This window comes from Streptomyces sp. NPDC046925 (assembly GCF_040644915.1).
GTDB lineage: Bacteria > Actinomycetota > Actinomycetes > Streptomycetales > Streptomycetaceae > Streptomyces.
Genome location: NZ_JBEYWZ010000001.1, coordinates 259,193 through 280,354, shown reverse-complemented (window position 1 = coordinate 280,354; position 21,162 = coordinate 259,193). Strand labels below are relative to the sequence as shown.

19 protein-coding genes are annotated in these 21,162 nt (G+C 71.2%); 9 read left to right on the top strand and 10 right to left on the bottom strand.

Annotated elements, in window-relative coordinates:
- Positions 1–33: 33 nt before the first annotated feature.
- From ABZ906_RS01100 to ABZ906_RS01090, 3 genes are all read right to left on the bottom strand, one after another.
- A complete protein-coding gene (locus tag ABZ906_RS01100; protein ID WP_361375904.1) occupies positions 34–2,622 on the bottom strand; it encodes a polynucleotide kinase-phosphatase in 2,589 nt (862 codons plus the stop codon).
- Entirely contained in the window at positions 2,619–4,139 is a 1,521-nt protein-coding gene (locus ABZ906_RS01095) for a 3' terminal RNA ribose 2'-O-methyltransferase Hen1 (RefSeq protein ID WP_361375901.1), read from the bottom strand. Before ABZ906_RS01095 ends, ABZ906_RS01100 begins: the two co-directional genes overlap by 4 nt.
- A gap of 179 nt (positions 4,140–4,318) precedes the next feature.
- The gene (locus ABZ906_RS01090; protein ID WP_361375898.1) at positions 4,319–4,762 is read right to left on the bottom strand and encodes a cold shock domain-containing protein; all 444 of its coding nucleotides are present in this window, start codon (positions 4,760–4,762) and stop codon (positions 4,319–4,321) included.
- 121 nt (positions 4,763–4,883) lie between these two features.
- Between ABZ906_RS01090 and ABZ906_RS01085 the strand changes: the two genes are divergently transcribed.
- Entirely contained in the window at positions 4,884–5,807 is a 924-nt protein-coding gene (locus ABZ906_RS01085; RefSeq protein ID WP_361375895.1) for an LLM class F420-dependent oxidoreductase, read from the top strand.
- Positions 5,808–6,011: 204 nt separating this feature from the next.
- Positions 6,012–6,233, top strand: a complete 222-nt coding sequence (locus ABZ906_RS01080) for a hypothetical protein (protein ID WP_361194966.1) — start codon at positions 6,012–6,014, stop codon at positions 6,231–6,233.
- A 65-nt stretch (positions 6,234–6,298) separates the two neighbouring features.
- Here the strand turns inward: ABZ906_RS01080 and ABZ906_RS01075 are convergent, their stop codons facing one another.
- The 6 genes from ABZ906_RS01075 to ABZ906_RS01050 all read right to left on the bottom strand — a co-directional run bounded on the left by ABZ906_RS01075 (position 6,299) and on the right by ABZ906_RS01050 (position 11,747).
- On the bottom strand, positions 6,299–6,787 hold the full coding sequence (locus ABZ906_RS01075; protein WP_361195031.1) for a DUF6099 family protein: 489 nt from the start codon (positions 6,785–6,787) through the stop codon (positions 6,299–6,301).
- A gap of 205 nt (positions 6,788–6,992) precedes the next feature.
- Entirely contained in the window at positions 6,993–7,316 is a 324-nt protein-coding gene (locus tag ABZ906_RS01070) for a nucleotide pyrophosphohydrolase (RefSeq protein WP_361375892.1), read from the bottom strand.
- On the bottom strand, positions 7,313–8,479 hold the full coding sequence (locus ABZ906_RS01065) for an ATP-binding protein (RefSeq protein WP_361194970.1): 1,167 nt from the start codon (positions 8,477–8,479) through the stop codon (positions 7,313–7,315). Before ABZ906_RS01065 ends, ABZ906_RS01070 begins: the two co-directional genes overlap by 4 nt.
- 162 nt (positions 8,480–8,641) lie before the next feature.
- Positions 8,642–9,022: a cell division protein SepF gene (locus tag ABZ906_RS01060; RefSeq protein WP_361194972.1), complete on the bottom strand. Its 381-nt coding sequence runs from the start codon at positions 9,020–9,022 to the stop codon at positions 8,642–8,644.
- A 118-nt stretch (positions 9,023–9,140) separates the two neighbouring features.
- Entirely contained in the window at positions 9,141–10,406 is a 1,266-nt protein-coding gene (gene fes / locus ABZ906_RS01055) for an enterochelin esterase (protein WP_361375889.1), read from the bottom strand.
- A 114-nt stretch (positions 10,407–10,520) separates the two neighbouring features.
- On the bottom strand, positions 10,521–11,747 hold the full coding sequence (locus ABZ906_RS01050) for an epoxide hydrolase family protein (protein ID WP_361375886.1): 1,227 nt from the start codon (positions 11,745–11,747) through the stop codon (positions 10,521–10,523).
- A gap of 96 nt (positions 11,748–11,843) precedes the next feature.
- On the opposite strand from ABZ906_RS01050, the gene ABZ906_RS01045 reads away from it, so the two are divergent.
- The 6 genes from ABZ906_RS01045 (at position 11,844) to ABZ906_RS01020 (ending at position 17,839) form a co-directional block, all read left to right on the top strand.
- Complete coding sequence (locus ABZ906_RS01045; RefSeq protein WP_361375883.1) at positions 11,844–12,650, top strand: arylamine N-acetyltransferase; 807 nt, start codon at positions 11,844–11,846, stop codon at positions 12,648–12,650.
- A 127-nt stretch (positions 12,651–12,777) separates the two neighbouring features.
- Positions 12,778–13,185, top strand: a complete 408-nt coding sequence (locus ABZ906_RS01040) for a helix-turn-helix transcriptional regulator (protein WP_361194979.1) — start codon at positions 12,778–12,780, stop codon at positions 13,183–13,185.
- Between the two features lie 78 nt (positions 13,186–13,263).
- Positions 13,264–14,079 (top strand): molybdate ABC transporter substrate-binding protein, encoded by an 816-nt coding sequence (gene modA, locus ABZ906_RS01035; RefSeq protein ID WP_361375880.1) that lies wholly within the window; start codon positions 13,264–13,266, stop codon positions 14,077–14,079.
- A gap of 172 nt (positions 14,080–14,251) precedes the next feature.
- Entirely contained in the window at positions 14,252–16,291 is a 2,040-nt protein-coding gene (locus ABZ906_RS01030; RefSeq protein ID WP_361375877.1) for an ABC transporter permease, read from the top strand.
- 182 nt (positions 16,292–16,473) lie between these two features.
- On the top strand, positions 16,474–17,337 hold the full coding sequence (locus ABZ906_RS01025; protein WP_361375874.1) for an MEDS domain-containing protein: 864 nt from the start codon (positions 16,474–16,476) through the stop codon (positions 17,335–17,337).
- A gap of 1 nt (position 17,338) precedes the next feature.
- Positions 17,339–17,839, top strand: a complete 501-nt coding sequence (locus ABZ906_RS01020) for an ATP-binding protein (RefSeq protein ID WP_361375871.1) — start codon at positions 17,339–17,341, stop codon at positions 17,837–17,839.
- Positions 17,840–17,890: 51 nt separating this feature from the next.
- On the opposite strand, the gene ABZ906_RS01015 is transcribed toward ABZ906_RS01020, so the two are convergent.
- A complete protein-coding gene (locus ABZ906_RS01015) occupies positions 17,891–18,943 on the bottom strand; it encodes a LacI family DNA-binding transcriptional regulator (protein ID WP_361375868.1) in 1,053 nt (350 codons plus the stop codon).
- Between the two features lie 383 nt (positions 18,944–19,326).
- Here ABZ906_RS01015 and ABZ906_RS01010 point away from each other — a divergent pair, with 383 nt between their 5' ends.
- Positions 19,327–21,141: a coagulation factor 5/8 type domain-containing protein gene (locus tag ABZ906_RS01010; RefSeq protein ID WP_361375865.1), complete on the top strand. Its 1,815-nt coding sequence runs from the start codon at positions 19,327–19,329 to the stop codon at positions 21,139–21,141.
- The last annotated feature ends 21 nt before the right edge of the window (positions 21,142–21,162 follow it).

Sequence of the window (21,162 nt, the reverse complement as noted above, 5' to 3'; positions counted from 1 at the left end):
TTCCCCGGCCGGGCGGCAGTTGCCCCCGGTTGGCTAAAGCCGCGGGTCCACCGGCTCCGACTCCAGCGCGAGGACCGCGAACACGGCCTCGTGCACCCGCCAGAGCGGCTCGCCCGCCGCGAGACGGTCGAGGGCTTCGAGCCCGAGCGCGTACTCACGGATCGCGAGCGAGCGCTTGTGGCCGAGGAAGCGGCCGCGCAGCTTGTCGAGGTGGTCGGGGCGGGTGTACTCCGGGCCGTAGATGATCCGGAGGTACTCCCGTCCGCGGCACTTGATGCCGGGCTGGACGATCCGGCCCTTCCCGTCGCGGACCAGCGCCTCGACCGGCTTGACGACCATGCCCTCGCCGCCGCGGCTGGTCATCTCCAGCCACCAGTCGATGCCCGCCTGGACGGACGCCTCGTCGCCGGTCTCCACATAGAGCCGCCGGGTGGTCTGCAGGAGGCCGGTGCCGTCGTGCTCCACCATGCGGTCGATCAGGGCCAACTGCTCGTCGTGCGGGAGCGCGGCGAGGCTGCGGCCCTGGACGGCCAGGATCTGGAACGGCGCCAGACGCACGCCCTCCAGGCCTTCGGTCGGCCAGCAGTAGCGGCGGTAGGCGTCCGTGAACGCCGCCGCGTCCACGGCCCGTTCGCGCTGCCTGGCCAGGAGCTCTCCGGTGTCGACGCCCCGTGCCGTCGCCGCTTCCAGGGCGGCTATCGCGCCGGGGAAGACGGCACCGGAGGCGGCGCCCACGGCTGCGTACTGCGTGCGGAGCAGGCCGGACGCCTTGAGCGACCAGGGCATCAGCTCCGCGTCGAGCAGCAGCCAGTCCGTGTCGAGCTCCTGCCACAGGCCCGCTTCGGTGACGGCCGTGCGCACGCGGCCGAGTATCTCCTCGGTCATCTCCGTGCCCGCGGCGGAGCCGCTGATGGACTGCGTGAAGAAGGGGCGGCCCGTGCGGGTGCAGAGGGAGCCGGTCGGTCCGTCCACGCCGAAGCGCTCGCGGGCCACGTCCGCGTCGCGGCACACCAGGGCCACGGCGCGCGAGCCCATGTGCTTCTCCTCGCACACGACCCGGGCGACCCCGTCCTGCGCGTACGACGCGAAGGCCTCGGCCGGGTGCTCAAGGAAGCCCTCGCGCTGCGACGTGGCGGTCGGGGCCATCGTCGGCGGGAGGTAGGGAAGGAGCCGTGGGTCGACGGCGAAACGGCTCATGACCTCCAGGGCCGCCGCCGCGTTCTCCTCGCGCACGGAGACGCGTCCCGCCTGCCCGGTCTCGACGACCCGGCGACCGTGCACGTCGTTCAGGTCGAGCGGCCGGCCGTCGTGACCGCCCGGGGCCTCCGTACCGAGCGGCTTCGCCGGCTCGTACCAGACCTGCTCCGCCGGTACGTCGACGAGCTCGCGCTCCGGCCAGCGCAGCGCGGTGAGCTTGCCGCCGAACACGGCGCCGGTGTCCAGGCAGATGGTGTTGTTGAGCCAGGTCGCGGTGGGCACGGGGGTGTGGCCGTAGACCACGGCGGCGCTGCCGCGGTAGTCCTCCGCCCACGGGTAGCGCACGGGCAGGCCGAACTCGTCGGTCTCGCCGGTCGTGTCTCCGTAGAGCGCGTGGGAGCGCACCCGGCCCGACGTACGCCCGTGGTACTTCTCGGGCAGGCCCGCGTGGCAGACGACGAGCTTGCCGCCGTCGAGGACGTAGTGCGAGACGAGCCCGTCCACGAACTCCCGCACGCTCGCGCGGAACTCCTCGCTCTCCGCGTCCAGCTGCTCGATGGTCTCGGCGAGTCCGTGGGTGTGCTGGACCTTGCGGCCCTTGAGGTGGCGGCCGAGCTTGTTCTCGTGGTTGCCCGGTACGCAGAGGGCGGTGCCGTCGCCGACCATCGACATCACGCGGCGCAGCACGCCCGGGGAGTCCGGGCCGCGGTCGACGAGGTCGCCGACGAAAACGGCGGTACGGCCCTCGGGGTGGGCGCCGTCCGCATAACCGAGCTTGCCGAGCAGGGTCTCCAGCTCGGCGGCGCAGCCGTGGATGTCGCCGATGATGTCGAAGGGGCCCGTGAGGTGGGAGAGGTCGTTGTAACGCTTCTCGGTGACGATGGTGGCGCCGTCGATCTCCTCCACTCCCCTGAGGACGTGGACCTTCCGGAACCCCTCGCGCTCCAGGTGCTTGAGGGAGCGGCGCAGCTCGCGCTGGTGGCGCTGGATGACGCGGCGCGGCATGCCGGCCCGGTCGGCGCGCTCGGCGTTGCGCGCGGCGCAGACCTCCTCGGGCACGTCAAGGACGATGGCGATGGGCAGCACGTCGTGCTCCCTGGCCAGCTGGATCAGCTGCTTGCGGCTCTCGCTCTGCACGTTGGTCGCGTCGACGACGGTGCGGCGGCCCGCGGCGAGGCGCTTGCCCGCGATGTAGTGCAGCACGTCGAAGGCGTCACGGCTCGCGCCCTGGTCGTTCTCGTCGTCGGCGACCAGGCCGCGGCAGAAGTCGCTGGAGAGCACCTCGGTGGGCTTGAAGTGCGTGCGCCCGAAGGTGGACTTGCCGGAGCCGGTGGCGCCGACGAGCACGACGAGGGAGAGGTCGGTGACGGGCAGCACGCGCCCGGCGGGAGTGGCTTCGGTACTGGTGCCGGTCTCCTTGATCATGCTGCCCGCACCTCCTTCACGTTCTTGTCGTTCTTGTTGTTCTTGTTGCTCGCGTCGCTCTTGCTGCTCGTGTCGTTCTGCGTGAACACGGCCATCTGGGTCGGCGGTCCCACCTCGGGGTCGTCGTCGCCGACGGGCACGAAGTCCACGTCGTAGCCATGTCGTCCGGCGACCTGGCGGGCCCAGGCGCGGAACTCCTCGCGCGTCCACTCGAACCGGTGGTCACCGTGCCGGACGTGCCCGGCGGGGAGGGTCTCCCAGCGGACGTTGTACTCGACGTTCGGTGTCGTCACGAGCACCGTGCGCGGCCGCGCGGAGCCGAACACCGCGTACTCCAGGGCGGGCAGCCGCTCCTCGTCGAGGTGCTCGATGACCTCGCTGAGCACGGCGGCGTCATACCCCTTGAGCCGCTTGTCGGTGTAGGCGAGCGAGCCCTGGAAGAGCTTGACGCGCTCGGCCTGCCGCTCGCCCATACGGTCGAGCTTGAGCCGCCGTGACGCGATGGTCAGCGCGCGCATCGACACATCGACACCGGCTATCTCGGTGAAGCGCGTGTCCTTCAGGAGCGCCTGCACCAACTGCCCCTGTCCGCAGCCGAGATCCAGCACGCGCCCGGCACCGGCGCCGGTCAGCGCCGCCAGGATCGCCTCGCGCCGCAGCACGGCAAGCGGCACGGGCTTCTCCTCCGTGTCGGTCTCGTCGTCGACCGCGTTGTCGAGGTCGTCGACGTCCGTGTCGTCCGCGTCGGCGAGCCGCACCAGTTCGAGCCGCTGCATGGCCTCGCTGGTCAGCGACCAGCGCCGCGACAGATAGCGGCTGGAGATGACCTTCTGCTCCGGGTGGTCCGCGAGCCAGCCCTCACCGGCGCGGAGAAGCTTGTCGACCTCGTCCGCCGATACCCAGTAGTGCTTGGCGTCGTCGAGCACGGGGAACAGGACATAGAGGTGCCGAAGCGCCTCGCCCAGGGTCAGCCTGCCGTCCGGCACTTCGAGCACGAGATGGACGTACCGCGAGTCGCCCCACTGCGGGAACTGCTCGTCGAGCGGAATCCGTGTCACCGTGACCGTCCAGCCCAGCGGCTCGAACAGCTTGTGCACCAGCTCCGCCCCGCCGCGCGCGGGCAGCGCGGGCACCTCGATCCGCAGCGGCAGCGGCTGCCCGGCACGCTCGGGCCTGGCCTTGCACACACCGCGCATCGCGCTGGAGAACACCGCGCTCAGCGCCACGGCGAGCAGCGACGAGGCGGCGTAGGGCCGGTCGTTCACGTACTGGGCGAGTGCCGCGTCGGGCGCCCCTCCGCGCCCCTTGCCCTTGCCGCGCCGCACCAGCGCCACGGGGTCGACCTCGAGCAGCAGCGCGGCGGTGCAGCGCTCCGCGGTCGCCTCGGGGTAGAGGACATGCGCGGTGCCGTAGGACGTGGAGAATCCCTGGGCTTTGTCGGGATGCTTGTGCAGCAGGAACCCGAGGTCGGTCGCGGGGTTCTCGGGGGTACCGGAGGTACTGATCGTCAGGAACACGGGTTTGCCTCGAAACGCAATCTGAACTGCGGAAACTTACGGCTGCGGCTCCAGCGCGCCTCTAGACCGTACAGCGAACACCTCTGCCACACTCAGGGGTTTTCGCCGCCCCTGATTCCCTTGATCCCCCGGGAGGACCGGCCCCGGCCGCGGTCGGGGAGACCGGCCCCGGCCCGCTCTCAGCCTTCCGCCCAGCCGTGGCTCTTGCCGTGCTGCACCAGTTGCTCGCGGAGCTGCTTGATCTGCTCGCCGGTCATCCACGGAGCGGTGCTGAGCAGCAGCTCGGTCAGCTCGAAGGAGTACTCCGCGACGCTGAGCACATCGCAGGTGGGCTCCTCGCCGTCGTCGAACCCCGCGGCGGCGGCCTGGATCGACGGCGGCATCTGTGCCCTGCTCCCGTACGGCGCCGAAGCCTGCTCCCCCTTGGGGAGGCGGACGGACGAGGCCTTGGGGCCGCGCTCGCCCTCCTCGATCTCGAACTCGACCCGCGCCCCCGCGTGCACCAAAGGCTCCGGGATCAGGAGGTCGTTGGCGTGCAGGAACACGTCTTCCCCGCCGTGCTCCGGGGCGATGAAGCCATATCCCCGCGCGCCGTCGAACCGGACAACTCTGCCAGCGACCATCTCGACCCCAACCCCCGCACCATCTCCGGGCCCCTTGCCCGGACCGACCAGTGCCGAAGCCTAACCGCCCGGCAACGGCGCGGCACTGAAACTGGATCCGGCGTCCGGGCAAGATAGCTGTATGGACCTTCGAATCTTCACCGAACCGCAGCAGGGCGCGACCTACGAGACGCTTCTGCGCGTCGCCAAGGCCACCGAGGACCTCGGCTACAGCGCCTTCTTCCGCTCCGACCACTATCTCGTGATGGGCTCCTCCGACGGCCTTCCCGGCCCCACGGACGCCTGGATCACGCTGGCGGGACTCGCCCGTGAGACCCGGCGGATCCGGCTCGGCACCCTGATGACCGCGGGTACGTTCCGACTGCCGGGCGTCCTCGCGATCCAGGTCGCTCAGGTCGACCAGATGTCGGGCGGCCGCATCGAGCTCGGCCTCGGCTCGGGGTGGTACGAGGCGGAGCACTCCGCGTACGGAATTCCCTTCCCCAAGGAGAAGTTCGGGCGTCTGGAAGAGCAACTCGCCATTGTCACGGGCCTGTGGGAGACCCCGGTGGGCGAGCGCTTCTCCTACGACGGCACCTACTACCAGCTCTCCGATTCGCCCGCCCTTCCCAAGCCCGCGCAGTCCAAGGTGCCCGTCCTCATCGGCGGTCACGGCGCCAAGAAGACGCCTGCCCTCGCGGCCCGCTATGCGAGCGAGTTCAACATTCCCTTTGCCTCTCTTGCCGATACCGAGCAGCAGTTCAAGCGCGTGCGGGCCGCCGCCGACGAGCACGGGCGCCCTGCGGATGACCTCACCTACTCCAACGCTCTGGTGGCCTGCGTCGGCAAGACGGACGCGGAGGTGAAGCGCCGCGCCGACTCGATCGGGCGCGAGGTGGAGGACCTGAAGGCGAACGGTCTCGCCGGTTCCCCGGCGGAGGTCGTCGAGCGGATCGCCGCTTACCAGGCCGTGGGTTCGCAGCGCATGTACCTCCAGATCCTCGACCTGGACGACCTGGACCACCTGGAGCTGATCTCCTCGCAGGTCATGCCGCAGCTGAGCTGAGCTCGGCACGACCGGCCCCCGGCCGGGTGAAATTCCGTCAACCCCGCATCCGGTACGGCTCCGCCCCAGTGACCCGTCGGCGCGGGTGGTCGTTGGCTCGTGCGGAGCCGGACCGCCCGGCACCCGCGCCGGCGGTCGCTGCTGGTGCGTCGCTTGCATCAGCTGCCCTCCGCCACCCGGAGGGCGAGGGCCGAGGAGGCCGTCATGTCCCAGGAAGCCGTACCCGAGCAGGAGGCCGCGCGCGAACCGTCCGCGCCGGAGCAGGGTCCACCCAAGGGCTTGCTGCAGCAGATGGATGAGCTGATGGCCGCGCTCAACGCGGATCTGACGCAGCTCGACGCCGATCTGCAGCAGTCCGCGCCGGAAGGCGACACCGCGCCGCCCGCGCCTCGTCCGCCCGTCGGCGACGAGCCCACCCGCTTCTGAGGGAACCGGTACTTCCCCGGCGTTCGTACCACCCGGCCGTCCGCGGTCCGTGTGACGGCGCCGGTTCATGCTGACCCCGCCGCCGAGTCGGGTTCGGGCAGGTGCTGTTCGCGCACCGCGAGCCTGCGCAGCATTTCGAGCACACGGTCCCTCGACTCGTCGGCGGCGTCGATCGCTTCCATGCACTGCCAGTACGCCCCCTCGCCGTCCGCGCCCATGGCCACGCCGACGAGCGCGATGCCCACCTCGCCGAGCAGTTCGTCGAGCCCTTGCAGGACGTCATACGCCTCGCCGATGCCGGTGAGCCGCGCCGCCCGTATCCCCTCGGTGCCGAGGCCGGGGCCGGGGCCGTCCAGGACGCCCCAGCATCTGCCGCCGACTTCGCTCAGGCCGAGCGCCTCGCCCCGTAACTCCGGCGGTCCCGCGATCGCGAGCCGGCTGCCGATCGCCTGCGCGAGGGTCTGGGACTGCCATACCTCGGTCACGATGTCCGACGAATCCTGGCTCCGCGCCAGGGCGTGTCTGCTCACCTCGATGAGCCGCATCGCCTCCATGAGCACCCCCACCCGTCCCGTGCGCAACCGCCGCACGTTCGCCTCAACCCCTCGGTCCACTACCCACAGTGAGGGCCAGCGGGGCGAAAAGCCAGAGTAACCCGGAAATCTGTGGACAAGTTGTCGACTGTGGACAACTTGTCCACTCCGGAGAGTGACGAATCTAGAGACTATGGATGGACATGGAGGGCCGGGAACGGCGAACTCACGTCGCGGGAAAGCGCAGTTCGTTCCGGTCGATCTTCGCGGCGAGCGCCGCGAGCGCGTCGATGCCGAGCACTTCGCAGAACTGCAGGAGATAGGCGAGCACGTCGGCGACCTCGTCCGTCACCCGGTGCGCCGATTCCGGTTCGTCCATCACCCGTGCCGATTCGTCGGGCGTCAACCACTGGAAGATCTCGACCAGTTCGGACGCTTCCACGCTGAGCGCGGCGACCAGATTCTTCGGCGTGTGGTACTGCTCCCAGTCCCGCTTCGCCGCGAAGTCGGCCAGCCTGCGCTGCAATCCCGCTACATCAAGTTCCGTCACGGCTTCAGGTCTACCACCGCGGCCCCGCCCGCCTGCGCGGCCCACGACGCGTCGCTCGCCGTCCCGACGAGACGGATGTGCCCGCGCTCGCAGGTGCGCGCCGCGAGATCGGCGAGCGCGCGCTTCTGCCGCAGGTCCAGGAAGTGATCGAGGCCGTCGGCGAGCACGGTGAGGCTCTGGTACGCCGACGGCACCTCGCTCACCGGATCCACCTCGAGCACTCCGGGTCCGGTGAGCAGCACCAGGGCGAGCGCCAGATATCGCAGCTCGCCGTCCCCCAACTGGCCGACGGGCGACCTGATCCCGCCGCCCCGGTCGACGTACGCCTGCACCGACCCGTCGTCGGCCACCTCCGCGAACACGTCGGCCACCGGGCCCGCACACCCTGCCCGGACCGCGGCCACCAGCCGCGCGTGACGACTGCCGCACTCCTCCCTCGTACGGAGAAGGACCTCGGCGAGGTTGTCGCAGCCGGTCAACAGGCGGCCCGCACCGAGCAGTCCGGGCGGCACGGGTAACCGCATGGCCCCGGGCCGGGGAGCGCACGGGAACACCGAGCGCAGCGCGACCACCACCTGCTCGGCCGCCGCGAGCACCAGACGCTGCCCGGCGGTCTTGCCCGCCACCCGCAAGGGAAGCAGCGCCGTGCCGAGCCGGTCGTCCGGCAAGGGGGCGCGCGTCACCGGCGTCATGCCTGCCGTATGCCACGCCGCCTGCACCGCGCGCCGCCCCGGATCACGCAGCGCCGTCTCCAGGAGAGTGAGCCCGCCCCTGGTCAGCCGCTCGCCCACCATGCGCAGTTCGGGCTCGGCCTGTACGGCGACGTCGAGCCGCACCGCCCCGACGGGACCGTCGACCGTGCAGCCGATCCGGAATCCGCGCCGGTGCTGCCCGTCGCCCCGCGCCCGGTCGGGCACGCAGGCCACGGGATCGGCGAAGACGTCGATGAGTTCCTCGCCCGCCCCGAGCCGCGCCAGCGCTCCGCAGGCGGCGAGCGCGGTGGACTTGCCACTGCCGCTGGGCCCCGTGACGACGGTCAGCGGGCCGAGCGGGAGCACGGCGCCCCGGTGCGAGGCGAAAGCCGAGAGCCGCAGTTCGGTGACGCGGCTCCGGTCCGGGCCCGACGGCGGTTCGGCGTCCGTCTCCGGGAGGTGCACAGTCATGCCCGGACGGTAGGTGGCGACGGCACTGGTGAACCGTTACGCCCAGGTGACCTTCCTACGGATGAGGGATTCGTCCGGGATTCCCGGCAGAACGACCAAAAGGCGGCTCCAAGCGGCTGTGAGTCCGTCCTCAGCCGCTCCGAGCCGCCTCGATGCCGGGTACTACGACTGCGCCGCCGCGACGAGCCCCTGCACCTCGGTGCCGGGAGGGGCGAGCAGGAAGACGTTCTTGTCGACCCGGTGCATCCCGCAGCCGAGCCCGAGGACCACGCCGCTGCTGAAGTCCAGGACGCGCTTGGCGACTTCCGTCTCGGCTCCCGTCAGGTCGAGCAGGACCGGTATCTGCGCCATCACGGTCTCGGCGACCTCGCGGGCATCGGCGAAGATGTTCACCCGCATCACCACAAAACGCCGCCGCGCCTCGGTCTCCGCGTCGGGCAGCGCGCGGTGTCCGGGCCACGAGGGCCATTCGTTGCGGCTGCGCAGCGGTACGACCTGGGCGAGCCCTTCCCACTGTTCATCGGTGACGTCGTGGCTGTTCAACGCTCCACCCCGTCCTGGCTCGCACTCGATATCTGCACCGGCTCATTCTTACGCGACCTCACCCGTTCGGCCCAACAGCGACACGAGGCGGGCGAACCAGTCTGCCAGGCCCGGCGGGTCAGTGTCCCAGGAGTCGCACAAGCCCTTCGGTGAGGCATGATCCCCAACTGGCCCAGTCGTGACCGCCGTTGTACTCGCCCAGGGTCACGGGGCAGCCGCGCGAGCTCAGGCTCCCGTACAGATCGCGGTGGTGATCAATAATTCCGGCCTCGCGCAGTCCTACGTCGAGGCGCACGGCGACGGGCCGGGTCGTGCCGCCGCCGGGGCGCGAGAGGCCCTCGGCGACGGTCGCGCAGACGGGTGCGGTGAGCGGCGCGGACTGGGCCAGGACGTTGCCGAAGCGCTCCGGCCGCAGCAAGCCCGCGTACAGGGCGGCGAGTCCGCCGAGGCCCTGGCCCGCGACGAGGGTGCGCGCGGGGTCGGTGGCCAGGGGCCAGCGGCCCGCCGCCCACGGCAGCAGTTCGTCGGCGAGGAACCTCACATGGCTTTCGTGCTCGCCCAGTTCCCTGCGGCGCGTGGCCCGGTCGACGGCGTCCGGGGCGAGGACGGCGAGCGGCGGCAGGGCGCCGTCGGCGATGAGGGCGTCCAGCGCGTCCTGGAAGGCGATCCGCCCGAACCACATGTCGCCGTCACCCAGGACGAGCACCGGCAGTCCGGCCGCCGGACCACCGGGAGGCAGGTACGCCCAGACGTCCCGCTCGGCGCCGAGCACTCCCGCGGGCAGCCGGTGCCGTTCGACCCTTCCCCGCGGCGCCCCGGCGGGCGGCTCGGCCCCCGGTCCCGCGGGCGCCTGCGGGAGTTCGAAGACGGAGGTGGCGCGGTCCGGCCACCTGCCCGGCATCCGGCGGGGGTTGAGCGGGTCGGGCGCGGCGTACGCGGACAGGGAGAGCAGCCGCTGCTGGAGGAGCGCGGCGGACGCGGGCGGTTCGCCGGGCGAGATGTCGGCGGCCATGCGGTACGAGGCGCGGTGGTCGGCGCGCAGCCGGTAGGTGAGGTGCCAGATGTCGGTGCCGGGCAGCGGGCTCAGGAGGGCCGCCGCGAGGTCGGTGCGGTCCGCGATGCCCTCGGCGAGCAGCAGGACCTGCCGTGTGGCGCGGTGGCCGCGCCACAGGAACGTCACGTCACGCTGGGCGGGCTCGCCCTCGACGGCTTCGACCAGGGGGGTGCCGCGACGTGCGGCGTCGGCCCAGAACTCCTCCAGGGCGGCGGCCCGCGCGGCGTCGGAGGCGTCCAGGGCTTCGGCGACGCGCCGGACGCAGGGCGCCGGGTCCGCGAGCCGGCGGGGAGTCGCGTCGGCCGCGGACACCCCCGTGGTCACCGTCACCCGCACACGAAGAGGACCCGCATCGTTCCCCGCCTTCCTGGTCCAGTACAGCGCAATATCAACTTAGCTAAGCCTAACCTAAGTCGCCATCGATTGCGGTGTACCGCCTCCGGCTCAGCCCCGCAGCGGCCGGAAGAACGTCCGCAGCTCCCGTGCCACCTGCTCCGGCTCCTCGTGCGCCATGAAGTGCCCGCCCCGCTCCGGGGTGCTCCAGTGGCGCAGGTCGGTGAGCGTGCGCTCGGCCATGCTCCTCGGGAAGCCCGCGAACGCCGGCTCATGGCTGAGGGTGATGGCGGCGGGGACGGTGATGGGCGGCACCGGCTTGTTCCGGGGGTAGTCGTAGTACTGCCGGAAGGACGAGCCGATGCAGCCGGTGGCCCAGTACAGGGTCGCGACCGTGAGCAGGGTGTCCTTGTCCCAGCGGGTCTCCAGATCGCCGCCGCAGTCGCTCCAGTCGCGGTACTTGTCGGCGATCCAGGCGACCAGCCCGGCCGGGGAGTCCGTCAGGGCCGCGGCGATCGTGTCCGGGCGGGTGCACATGATCTCGCTGTAGCCCTGGTCGCCCGCGTCGTAGGCGGCAAGCGCGTCGAGGAACGTCTGCTCCGCGGGGGTCGGCGGCTCCCCCTCGAACTGCTCCGTGATCACCGCGGAGGTGAGGTGCACCCCGGCCACGTCCCGCGGATAGAGCGCGCCGAGCCACTGCGTCACACCGCCCCCGATGTCCCCGCCGAACGCCCCGAAGCGCTCGTAACCCAGCGTCCCGGTCATCAGCTCGTGCCAGATCTCCGCGACGCCCCTGCGGGTGAACGGCTCGCGCGGCAGCTCGGAGTGGACGAAGCCGGGCAGCGAGGGGATCACCACGTCGAAGGCGTCGGCGGGGTCGCCGCCGTGCGCGGCGGGATCGGCGAGGAGTTCGCCGACCCGCAGCATCTCCACGAAGCTGCTCGGCCAGCCATGGCTCAGGACCAGCGGCAGCGGCGCGGGCGCGCCCTGTGGCCGTCGGCCCCGCAGATGCACGAAGTGCACGCGCCGTCCGGCGACTTCGGCGACGTACTGGGGATGGGCGTTGAGCGTGCTCTCCGCGGCCCGCCAGTCGAAACCGTCGGCCCAGTGGGCGACGAGTTCGCGCAGATAGCCGGGGTCGACGCCCGCCGCCCAGTACGCGGAGTCGGACGGCTGGGCGAAGAGGGTGCGGCGCAGGCGCGTACGCAGGTCGTCCAACACGTCGTCGGACACGGCCGTACGGAAGGGGGCGGGTTCGGGCGTACGGGAGGGGGCGGACCCGGCCGTACGAGAAGGGGCGGGTTCGGGCGTGCGGAAACCGGCGGATTCGGCTGTCATGGTTCCTTCGGTGCAGGAGGCAGAGGCGCCGCGGCACCGGGATCACGGCTCCGCGACGGGCAGGCCCATGATGCGCCGACGCGCAAGAATCTGCCCATGGATTTTGACCAGACGGATGCTTACCTGCGCCGCATCGGCGCCGAGCGCCCCGCCGCTCCCACCACGCGGGCCCTGCACGATCTGCATCTCGCGCATTTGCGTGCCGTCCCCTTCGAGAATCTCTCCATCCACCTCGACGAGGACATCGAACTCACCGAGGAGTCCCTGGTCGCGAAGGTGGTCGGCGCCCACCGCGGCGGCTTCTGCTACGAACTCAACGGCGCCTTCGCCGCACTGCTCACCGCCCTCGGCTTCCAGGTCACCCTGATGCAAGCGCGCGTGTACGACGCCTCCGGGCAGCCCGGAATCCCCTACGACCACCTGGCGTTGCGCGTACGCACGTCCGACGGGGGCGACTGGCTCGCGGACATCGGCTTCGGCACCCACAGCCACTTCCCGCTGGTCTTCGGCGACCGCGGCGACCAGTCCGATCCCGGCGGCACCTTCTGCGTCACCGAGACCCCCGAGGGCGATCTGGACGTCAGCAGGGACGGCAAGCTCCAGTACGTGGCCGACCGGCGCCCGCGTGCCCTCGGCGACTTCACGGCCGGCGCCTGGTGGCACCGCACCTCGCCCCGGTCGCACTTCACGCAGTCACTGGTCTGCTCGCTGCTCACCGGGACCGGCCGGATCACCCTCAGCGGGCGCACCCTCACCACCACGACGGACGGTGAGCGCCATGTCGTCGAGCTGGCCACGGACTCCGAGGTGCTCGACGCGTACGCCACGCACTTCGGCATCGTCCTGAAGCAGGTGCCACAGGTGAAGGCGACCACGCGCCCCGGTGACGGCGCTCCCTCTTGAGTACTCCCTCTTGAGCATTCCTGTTGAGCGTCCCTTTTGAGCATTCCTCCAAGGAGGGTGGCATCTGCCATGGACAATCACCTATGCATGTTGTAGATGCCAGGTAGAGCGGCTTATCGTGTCGCGCATGCAGTCCTACACGATCGGACAGGCGGCGCGTCTGCTCGGCGTCAGCCCCGATACCGCGCGCCGCTGGGCGGACGCCGGACGGGTCACGACCCACCGGGACGAGGGCGGCCGTCGGCTCATCGACGGCCGCGACCTCGCCGCGTTCTCCGTCGAGATCGCGCAGGTGCAGCCACAAGGGGGCAACGGCGACGACGACGTCCCCTACACCTCGGCCCGCAACGCCTTTCCCGGCATCGTCACCTCCGTGAAGCTCGGCGATGTCGCGGCCCAGGTCGAGATCCAGGCAGGTCCGCACCGGCTCGTCTCGCTCCTGACCAGGGAGGCCGTGGAGGAGCTCGGTCTGGAGGTCGGCATGCGGGCGACCGCCCGCGTGAAGTCCACCAGCGTGCACATCGACCGCACCTGACCCCCGGTCCGCACCCCGGGATCCGCAACCACGGGCCGGACCGCGCCGCCGGCCTCGTCCCCAAGGAGTTCCACGCTCATGTCCGTTGCTCTCAGCGCTCTCGGCCCCGCCGGGCGCCGCACCGCCGCCGCCGTGCTCACGGCCGCCCTGCTCGTCCCGCTCGCCGCCTGCGGCAACGACGACGACAAGGGCGACAGCTCCAAGAAGTCCGCGGGCGACTCCGCCCCGAAGGCCGACCTGACGGTGCTCGCCGCCTCCTCGCTCACCGACGTCTTCGAGACGGCCGGCGCCGCGTACGAGAAGGAGAACCCGGGAACGAAGGTCAACTTCTCCTTCGCCGGTTCCCAGGAACTCGCCGCCCAGGTCAAGCAGGGCGCCCCCGCCGACGCCCTGGTCACCGCCGACACCAAGACCATGGACGGCTTGAAGTCCGACACCGGAACTCCGTCGGTGATCGCCAAGAACCGCCTGGTCATCGCGGTCGGCGAGGGCAACCCGAAGAAGGTCGCCGAGCTGAAGGACCTCTCCGACAGCAAGCTGAAGGTCGTGCTCGCCGCGTCCGAGGTGCCGGTCGGCCGCTACAGCAAGCAGATCCTCGACGACCAGAAGATCGACGTGAAGCCGGTCTCGCAGGAACCCAACGTCCGCGCGGTCCTGAGCAAGGTCGAACTGGGCGAGGCGGACGCCGGGCTCGTCTACAAGACGGACGCCGCCACCGCCACCGGCAAGGTCGACGCGATCAAGATTCCCGACGCCGAGAACGCGATCGCCGAGTACCCCGCGGCCACACTGAAGACCTCGAAGCACGAGGAAGCCGCGACGGCGTTCGTGAAGTGGTTGTCCACGCCCGCCGCACAGAAGATCCTGAAGGACGCGGGCTTCGAGAAGCCGTAGCAGTACCAGCAGGAGTCACACCCGTGGCCACCGCTTCGAGAAGCGGTGGCCGCACCAGCCGGGGTGAGGGGGCCGACCGCCTCCCCGGTCGGGGCAGCCGGGCCGTCCCCCGGCACACCCCTGACGCCCCCTCACCTCGCGACACCGCACCGAGCGCACCCCAGGGACCACGATGAAACGCCCGCGCGGCCGGACCTCCGGCCCCCGCACCCCGATCGCCCTGGCGATTCCCGCGCTGCTCGCCATCGCGTTCCTGATGCTGCCGCTGCTCGGGATCCTCGTCCGTACCGAGTGGGGTGAGCTCGGCGCCCATCTGACCAGCGAGGGAACGACAGAGGCGCTGAAGCTGTCCCTCGTCGTCTCCCTCTGGGCGCTCGGCCTGTCCCTGCTGCTCGGGGTGCCGCTGGCCTGGCTCCTCGCCCGCGTCGACTTTCCCGGCAAGGCGGTCGTACGGTCCCTCGTCCTGCTCCCGATGGTGCTTCCGCCCACCGTGGGCGGAGTCGCCCTGCTGCTCGCCTTCGGGCGGCGCGGACTGCTCGGCCCCTGGCTCGAGGACACGTTCGGGATCACCCTGCCGTTCCACATGTCGGGCGCGGTGATCGCGGCGACCTTCGTCGCGATGCCGTTCCTCGTCATCAGCCTCGAAGGCGCGCTCGGCGGACTGCGCCCCCGCTACGAGGAAACAGCGGCGTCCCTGGGAGCCTCGCCGGTACGGGTCTTCTGCACCGTCACGCTGCCCATGGTCGCCCCCGGGCTCATCGCCGGAGCCGCCCTGACCTGGGCGCGCGCCCTGGGTGAGTTCGGCGCGACCATCACCTTCGCGGGCAACCTGCCCGGCAGCACCCAGACCCTGCCCCTACAGGTGTATCTGCTGCTCCAGGACTCCCCCGAGGCCGCGACGTCCGTGTCGCTGCTGCTGCTCGCCATCGCCATGGCGGTGCTCGTGGCGCTGCGCGGGCGCTGGATGAGCACGCCCGGCGACCGGCGGGGCGGGCGGTCGGGGGGAACGGGGCGGGCAGGGCGATCAGGGGGGTCCGAGCAGGTGCCGGACGACGCGGGCGCGCCCGCGTTTCCGGGGGACGCCGGGTCCGGGGCTGTCGCGTCCGGGGCTGTCGCGTCCGGTGCTGTCGCGTCCGGTGCTGTCGTGACCGAGCCCGCGCCGCCCGCCCCGGAGGAGCGCTGGCCCCTGCGCGCCGAGGTCACCGGCTTCAACCGGCTCTCCCTGGACGCCGAACCGGGGACCACCATCGCCGTCGTCGGACCCAACGGCGCGGGCAAGACCACGCTGCTGCGCGCGCTCCTGGGACTCACCCCGCGCGCCCACGCCGACCTCCGCCTCGGCGACACCGACGTCACCAAGCTTCCGCCGCACCGCCGTCACGTCGCCTGGGTCCCGCAGGACGGCGCCCTGTTCCCGCACATGAGTGCCCTCGCGAACACGGCGTACGGGCCCCGCGCGCTCGGCGTCCCGCGCGCCGAGGCCCGGCGGCGCGCGCAGGAGTGGCTCGACCGGCTCGGCGTCGGTCACCTCGCGCACCGCAAGCCCGCCCAGGTCTCCGGCGGTCAGGCCCAACGGGTCGCGCTGGCCAGGGCGTTGGCGGCCCGGCCCCGGCTGCTTCTGCTCGACGAACCGCTCGCCGCGCTCGACCAGACGACCCGCGCCCATGTGCGCCACACCCTGCGCACGCACCTCGACACCTTCGGCGGTGTCTGCCTGATCGTCACCCATGACCCCGTCGAGGCGGTGTCCCTCGCCGACCGTGTTCTCGTACTCGACCAGGGGCTCGCCCTCCAGGACGAGACGCCCGCCGAGGTGACCCGGCACCCGCGCTCCCCGTGGGTGGCCAGGATGCTGGGCCGCAACGCCTGGCCCGGCACCGCGGGACCCGATGGCCTCGCCCTGCCCGGCGGGGGCACCCTCGTGACCGCAGACCCGCTCCCGGCGGGCACCGAGGCCCTGGCGATCATCGCCCCGGAGGCGGTCTCGGTGCACCGCGACAAACCCACCGGCAGTCCCCGCAACGTCTGGCCCGGCACCATCCGCGAGATCACCACGAGCGGCAGCCGCCTGCGCCTCCTGATCACCTCGTCCGAGGCCCCCGACCTCGTGGCCGAGATCACCCCGCAGGCCGCGACGGAACTCGGCCTCACGGACGGCACACCGGTGTGGACCAGCGTAAAGGCGACGGAGACGACGGTCGTACCGACGTAGAACCTCCGCGCCCGCCCACGGCCGCCCGCGCCCGTCGGGAGGTGTCGGAACCATGCCGCGATCATCACCTTCACCGATCGCTCGCCGTAACGAACTATCGAGTTGTCCAGCGATTGGAACGACTTCAGTCAACAGTGATCACGGGGACCGTGCCGCCGCGCGCCGCCCCTAAGGTCTGCCCCATGGGCGCCAGTTCTGTGACCAGGACGGTCTCCGTCACCCGTATGAACCCCGGGGATCACGCATGCCTCGGATTCGACGACGACGAATCCCGCTGGGAACTCCGCGCCGCGTACGCCGACATCGGCCTCTCGCGCGGCGAGCAAGTGATCTTCTTCACCGACCGCGCGACCACCCCCGCGCTCGCGGCCGAGCAGCTGAGCGGCTGCGGCTTCCGGCTGGGCCCCGCGCTCATGGACGGACGCCTGGTCGTGGTCGACGAGGTGCCCGGGTACGACCCGGCGACCGGTTTCGATCCCGTCGAACGGGCCCAGATGTGGGTGGAGCTGACCGACAAGGCCCGCCACGGCGGATTCTCGGGACTCCGGATCGTCGGCGACATGGGCTGGGCCGCGGAACCGGGCGTCGACCACGATCTCCTGGTCGAGTACGAGGCGAGCCTCTCGCCGCTCTTCGCGGAGATCGGGTTCACCGCCGTCTGCGAGTACGACCTGCGGAAGTTCGACGAGGGCGTCCTGGGCCGGATACACCGCGCGCATCCCAAACGGGTCCTGCGCCGCCTCGGCGCGCTGGAGGTGACGCGGACCGGAACCGAGCTGCGGATCGCCGGAGACGTCGACATCGCGACGCACGCGGAGTTCGACTCGGCGCTCGCGCACGCCCTGGCCGCCCCCGGACTCCCCCGCGTGCTCGACCTGTCCGAGCTGTGCTTCATGGACATACGCGGCGCATCGACTCTGCTGCGTCTCGCGAGCAGGCTGCCCCGTGACCACCGCCTCGCGGTCCGCTGCTCACCCGCGCAGGGCAAAGTGTTACGGCTCTGCGGAGCCGCCGAAACATCTCAACTCGTCCTGGGCGAAGGGTGAAGTGATCCGTTCAGTGATCCTCAACCGCGGCATCGGCAACGACGACAACGGCGGTGACCCGGCCCTGCACCGGGAGCACGTCAACGACACCCTCGCCCTGCCCTCCGCAAGGGCCACCCTTCTCGAACTTCCCTTCGGCATGACCGACCTGGCCCGCCTGCGTCTGCTCGTCACCCGTCGTGCCGAGGACGCGGGCCTGTGCGAACCCCGGCTCAGCGACTTCGTGCTCGCCGTGCACGAGGTCGCGAGCAACGCCGTCGTGCACGGCGGCGGCAAGGGGCGGATCCATCTCGCCCGCACGGACGCGGGGTTGCGCTGCTCCGTCGCGGACGGCGGGCCGGGCCTGAACTGCCCGGAGCCGTGCGAGTCGGCCTCCCTCCCCGAGGCGGACGAGGCCGAGAACGGCCGGGGCCTGTGGCTGGCCCACGCCCTCACGGACGACTGCGAGGTCACGGTCGGCCAGAGCGGGACGACGGTGACGCTGGTGGCGTTCCTGTCCTGAGCGGGGGCGCAACGGGGTCCCTGTCGTGAGCGACGATGCCCGGCAGGGCGGTCACGCGGAGGCCCGCTCCACCAGCGTCGGGCGGAACACCATCGACAGCGGCGCGTCGCCCGGCTGTTTGATCCGGCCGAGGAGCAGCCGGGCCATCTCGCCGGCCATCTCCTCCACCGGCTGCCGGACCGTGGTCAGCGCGGGCTCGCAGGACCGGGCGGCCTCGCTGTCGTCGAAGCCGACCACCGCGACGTCCCCCGGCAGCCGTCTGCCCGCCCGCAGCAGCGTCTGGAGCACGCCCTGCGCCATCAGGTCCGAGGCGACGAACACGCCGTCCAGGTCCGGGTGATCGGCCAGGAGATGCCGCATCGCTTCGGCGCCGCCCACCCGGGTGAAGTCCGCCTCCGCCCACGGCGCCCCGGTCACGCCGTGCGCGGCCAGCGCGTCGCGGAAGCCCTCGAGGCGCTCCCGGGCGGCCGGCATGTCCTGCGGCCCCGCGATGGTGCCGATCCTGCGGCGCCCCCCGGAGACAAGCCGGTCGACGGCCATCCGCGCCCCCGCGCGCTGGTCCACCTCCACGTACGGCAGCGGCACCGTCCCCGCCGGGCGTCCGGCAAGGACGGCGGGCAGCCCGGTCTCCGCGATCAGCCGGGGAAGCGGATCGGAGGCGTGCGAGGAGACAAGCACCGTTCCGTCCACATGCCCCTGCCGCAGATACGAAAGCAGTTGCCGGCGCGAGGTGTCGTCGTCCACCAGCATCAGGACCATCTGCACCCCGGCCGGGCGCAGTACGTCCAGGAGCCCGCCGACCACCCGCCCGAAGTGGGGGTCGGTGAACATCCGGCCGACGAAGGGAGCCGCCACCGGCCGCCGCTCCTGCTCGGAGACCACCAGGGCGATGGAGTCGGTCCGCTGGGTCACCAGGGAACGGGCCGCCTGGTTGGGCACGTATCCGGTGGCCTCGACGGCCTCCTCCACCTTGCGGCGCAGCTCCGGGTCGACGGTGGGCGCGCCGTTCACCACCCGGGAGACGGTGGCGCGTGACACCCCCGCCGTCCGGGCCACGTCCTCCAACGTCACGGGGCGGGCGGGGCGCAGGGCATCGGGAGTCACGGTGTCTTTATAGCAATCAAGGAGAGGGCTGTTCGGAACTCTTTGCCTGATGAGGCATCAAGTGCGGGGCAGCAAAGGCCGGTTGGCCCGCGCCCCACACCGGCGGACAATTCCCCCACGTACGAGCTATTGGCGCCAACTTGCCCACACGGGCACCTAGTTGACTTCTCTCCACCGAGTCAGCGCGACATCGTGCGCACCCCCTTGACGCTTCTTGTCTCAGACACAACTATCCAACGCGAGAGAGCGCTCTCTCAGAGATCAACGTTCATGTTCTGAACTCAAACCGAACACTTACGGCACCGCTCTGCCCACCCACCCCGGAGCTGTGCCGCCCCCCTCCGGAGCAGTGCCCCCACCCCCTGCTGACAGGAAGACTCGCCATGTCTGAGCACAAGCCCACGCCCGCCGCCGGATCGTCCCTCTCCCGCCGCACGGCACTCGCCGCGGCCCTCGCGGTTCCGGCCACCGGGATGCTCGCCTCCCACGCGGTCGCCGCTCCCGACGCGCCACCGGCGCAGGCCCCCGCAGCCCGTGGCCCCCGGCCCGCGAACGCCGCCGCTCCGGACTTCGGGCCGAACGTCATCATCTTCGACCCCTCCACCGGGGGCATCCAGGCGAAGCTGGACGAGGTCTTCAAGAAGCAGGAGTCAGCGCAGTTCGGCAAGGCCCGCTACGCCCTGCTGTTCAAGCCCGGCACCTACGGCGGCCTCAACGCCCAGATCGGCTTCTACACCTCGATCATGGGCCTGGGCCTGTCCCCCGACGACACGCACTTCAACGGCGACGTGACCGTCGACGCGGGCTGGTTCAACGGCAACGCCACGCAGAACTTCTGGCGTTCGGCGGAGAACCTCTCCCTCTCCCCGGTCAGCGGCGGTAACCGCTGGGCCGTCTCGCAGGCCGCGCCGTTCCGCCGCATGCACGTACGCGGCGACCTGAACCTCGCGCCCAACGGCTACGGCTGGGCCAGCGGCGGCTACATCGCCGACAGCCGCATCGACGGCACCGTACAGCCGTACTCGCAGCAGCAGTGGTACACACGGGACAGCTCGATCGGCGGCTGGCTGAACGCGGTGTGGAACATGGTCTTCTCCGGCGTGGAGGGCGCCCCCGGCGACACCTTCCCCAACCCGCCCTACACGACCCTGAACAACACCCCGTACTCCCGCGAGAAGCCCTTCCTCTACCTCGACGGCGGCGAGTACAAGGTCTTCCTGCCCGCCCTGCGCACCAACGCCCGCGGCACCAGCTGGGGCAACGGCACCCCGAAGGGCCAGTCCCTCTCCCTCTCCGCCTTCTACGTAGCCAAGGAGGGCGACAGCGCGGCCACCCTGAACGCCGCGCTCGACAAGGGGCTCCACCTCCTGCTCACCCCCGGCATCTACCACCTGGACCGGCCGATCGAGGTCAAGAAGGCCAACAGCGTGGTCCTCGGCATCGGCTACGCCACCCTCATCCCGGACAACGGAGTGACCGCGGTGAAGACCGCCGACGTGGACGGGGTGCGCCTGGCCGGGTTCCTCGTCGACGCCGGGCCGCAGAACTCCAAGACCCTCGTCGAGGTCGGTCCCGCGGGCGCCACGGGCTCGCACGTCGGCAACCCGACCACCGTCCAGGACGTGTTCATCCGTATCGGCGGTGCGGGCGCGGGCAAGGCCACCACCAGCATGGTCGTCAACAGCCGGCACACCATCGTCGACCACACCTGGGTCTGGCGCGCCGATCACGGCGACGGCGTCGGCTGGGAGACCAACCGGGCCGACTACGGCGTGGTCGTGAACGGCGCCGACGTCCTGGCCACCGGCCTGTTCGTGGAGCACTTCAACAAGTACGACGTGCAGTGGAACGGCGAGCGCGGGCGCACGATCTTCTACCAGAACGAGAAGGCGTACGACGCCCCCAACCAGGCCGCCATCCAGAACGGCAGCATCCGGGGCTACGCCGCGTACAAGGTCGCCGACTCCGTCAACACGCACGAGGGCTGGGGTCTGGGCAGCTACTGCTACTACAACGTCGCTCCGTCCATCGTGCAGGAGCACGGTTTCCAGGCCCCGAACAAGTCCGGCGTGAAGTTCCACCACCTGCTCGTCGTCTCGCTGGGCGGCAAGGGCCAATACGCGCACGTCATCAACTCGACGGGCAACCCCACGTCGGGCTCCGACACGGTGCCGTCCCAGGTGGTCCAGTACCCCTGACCCGCCTCCCCCACCGGCCAG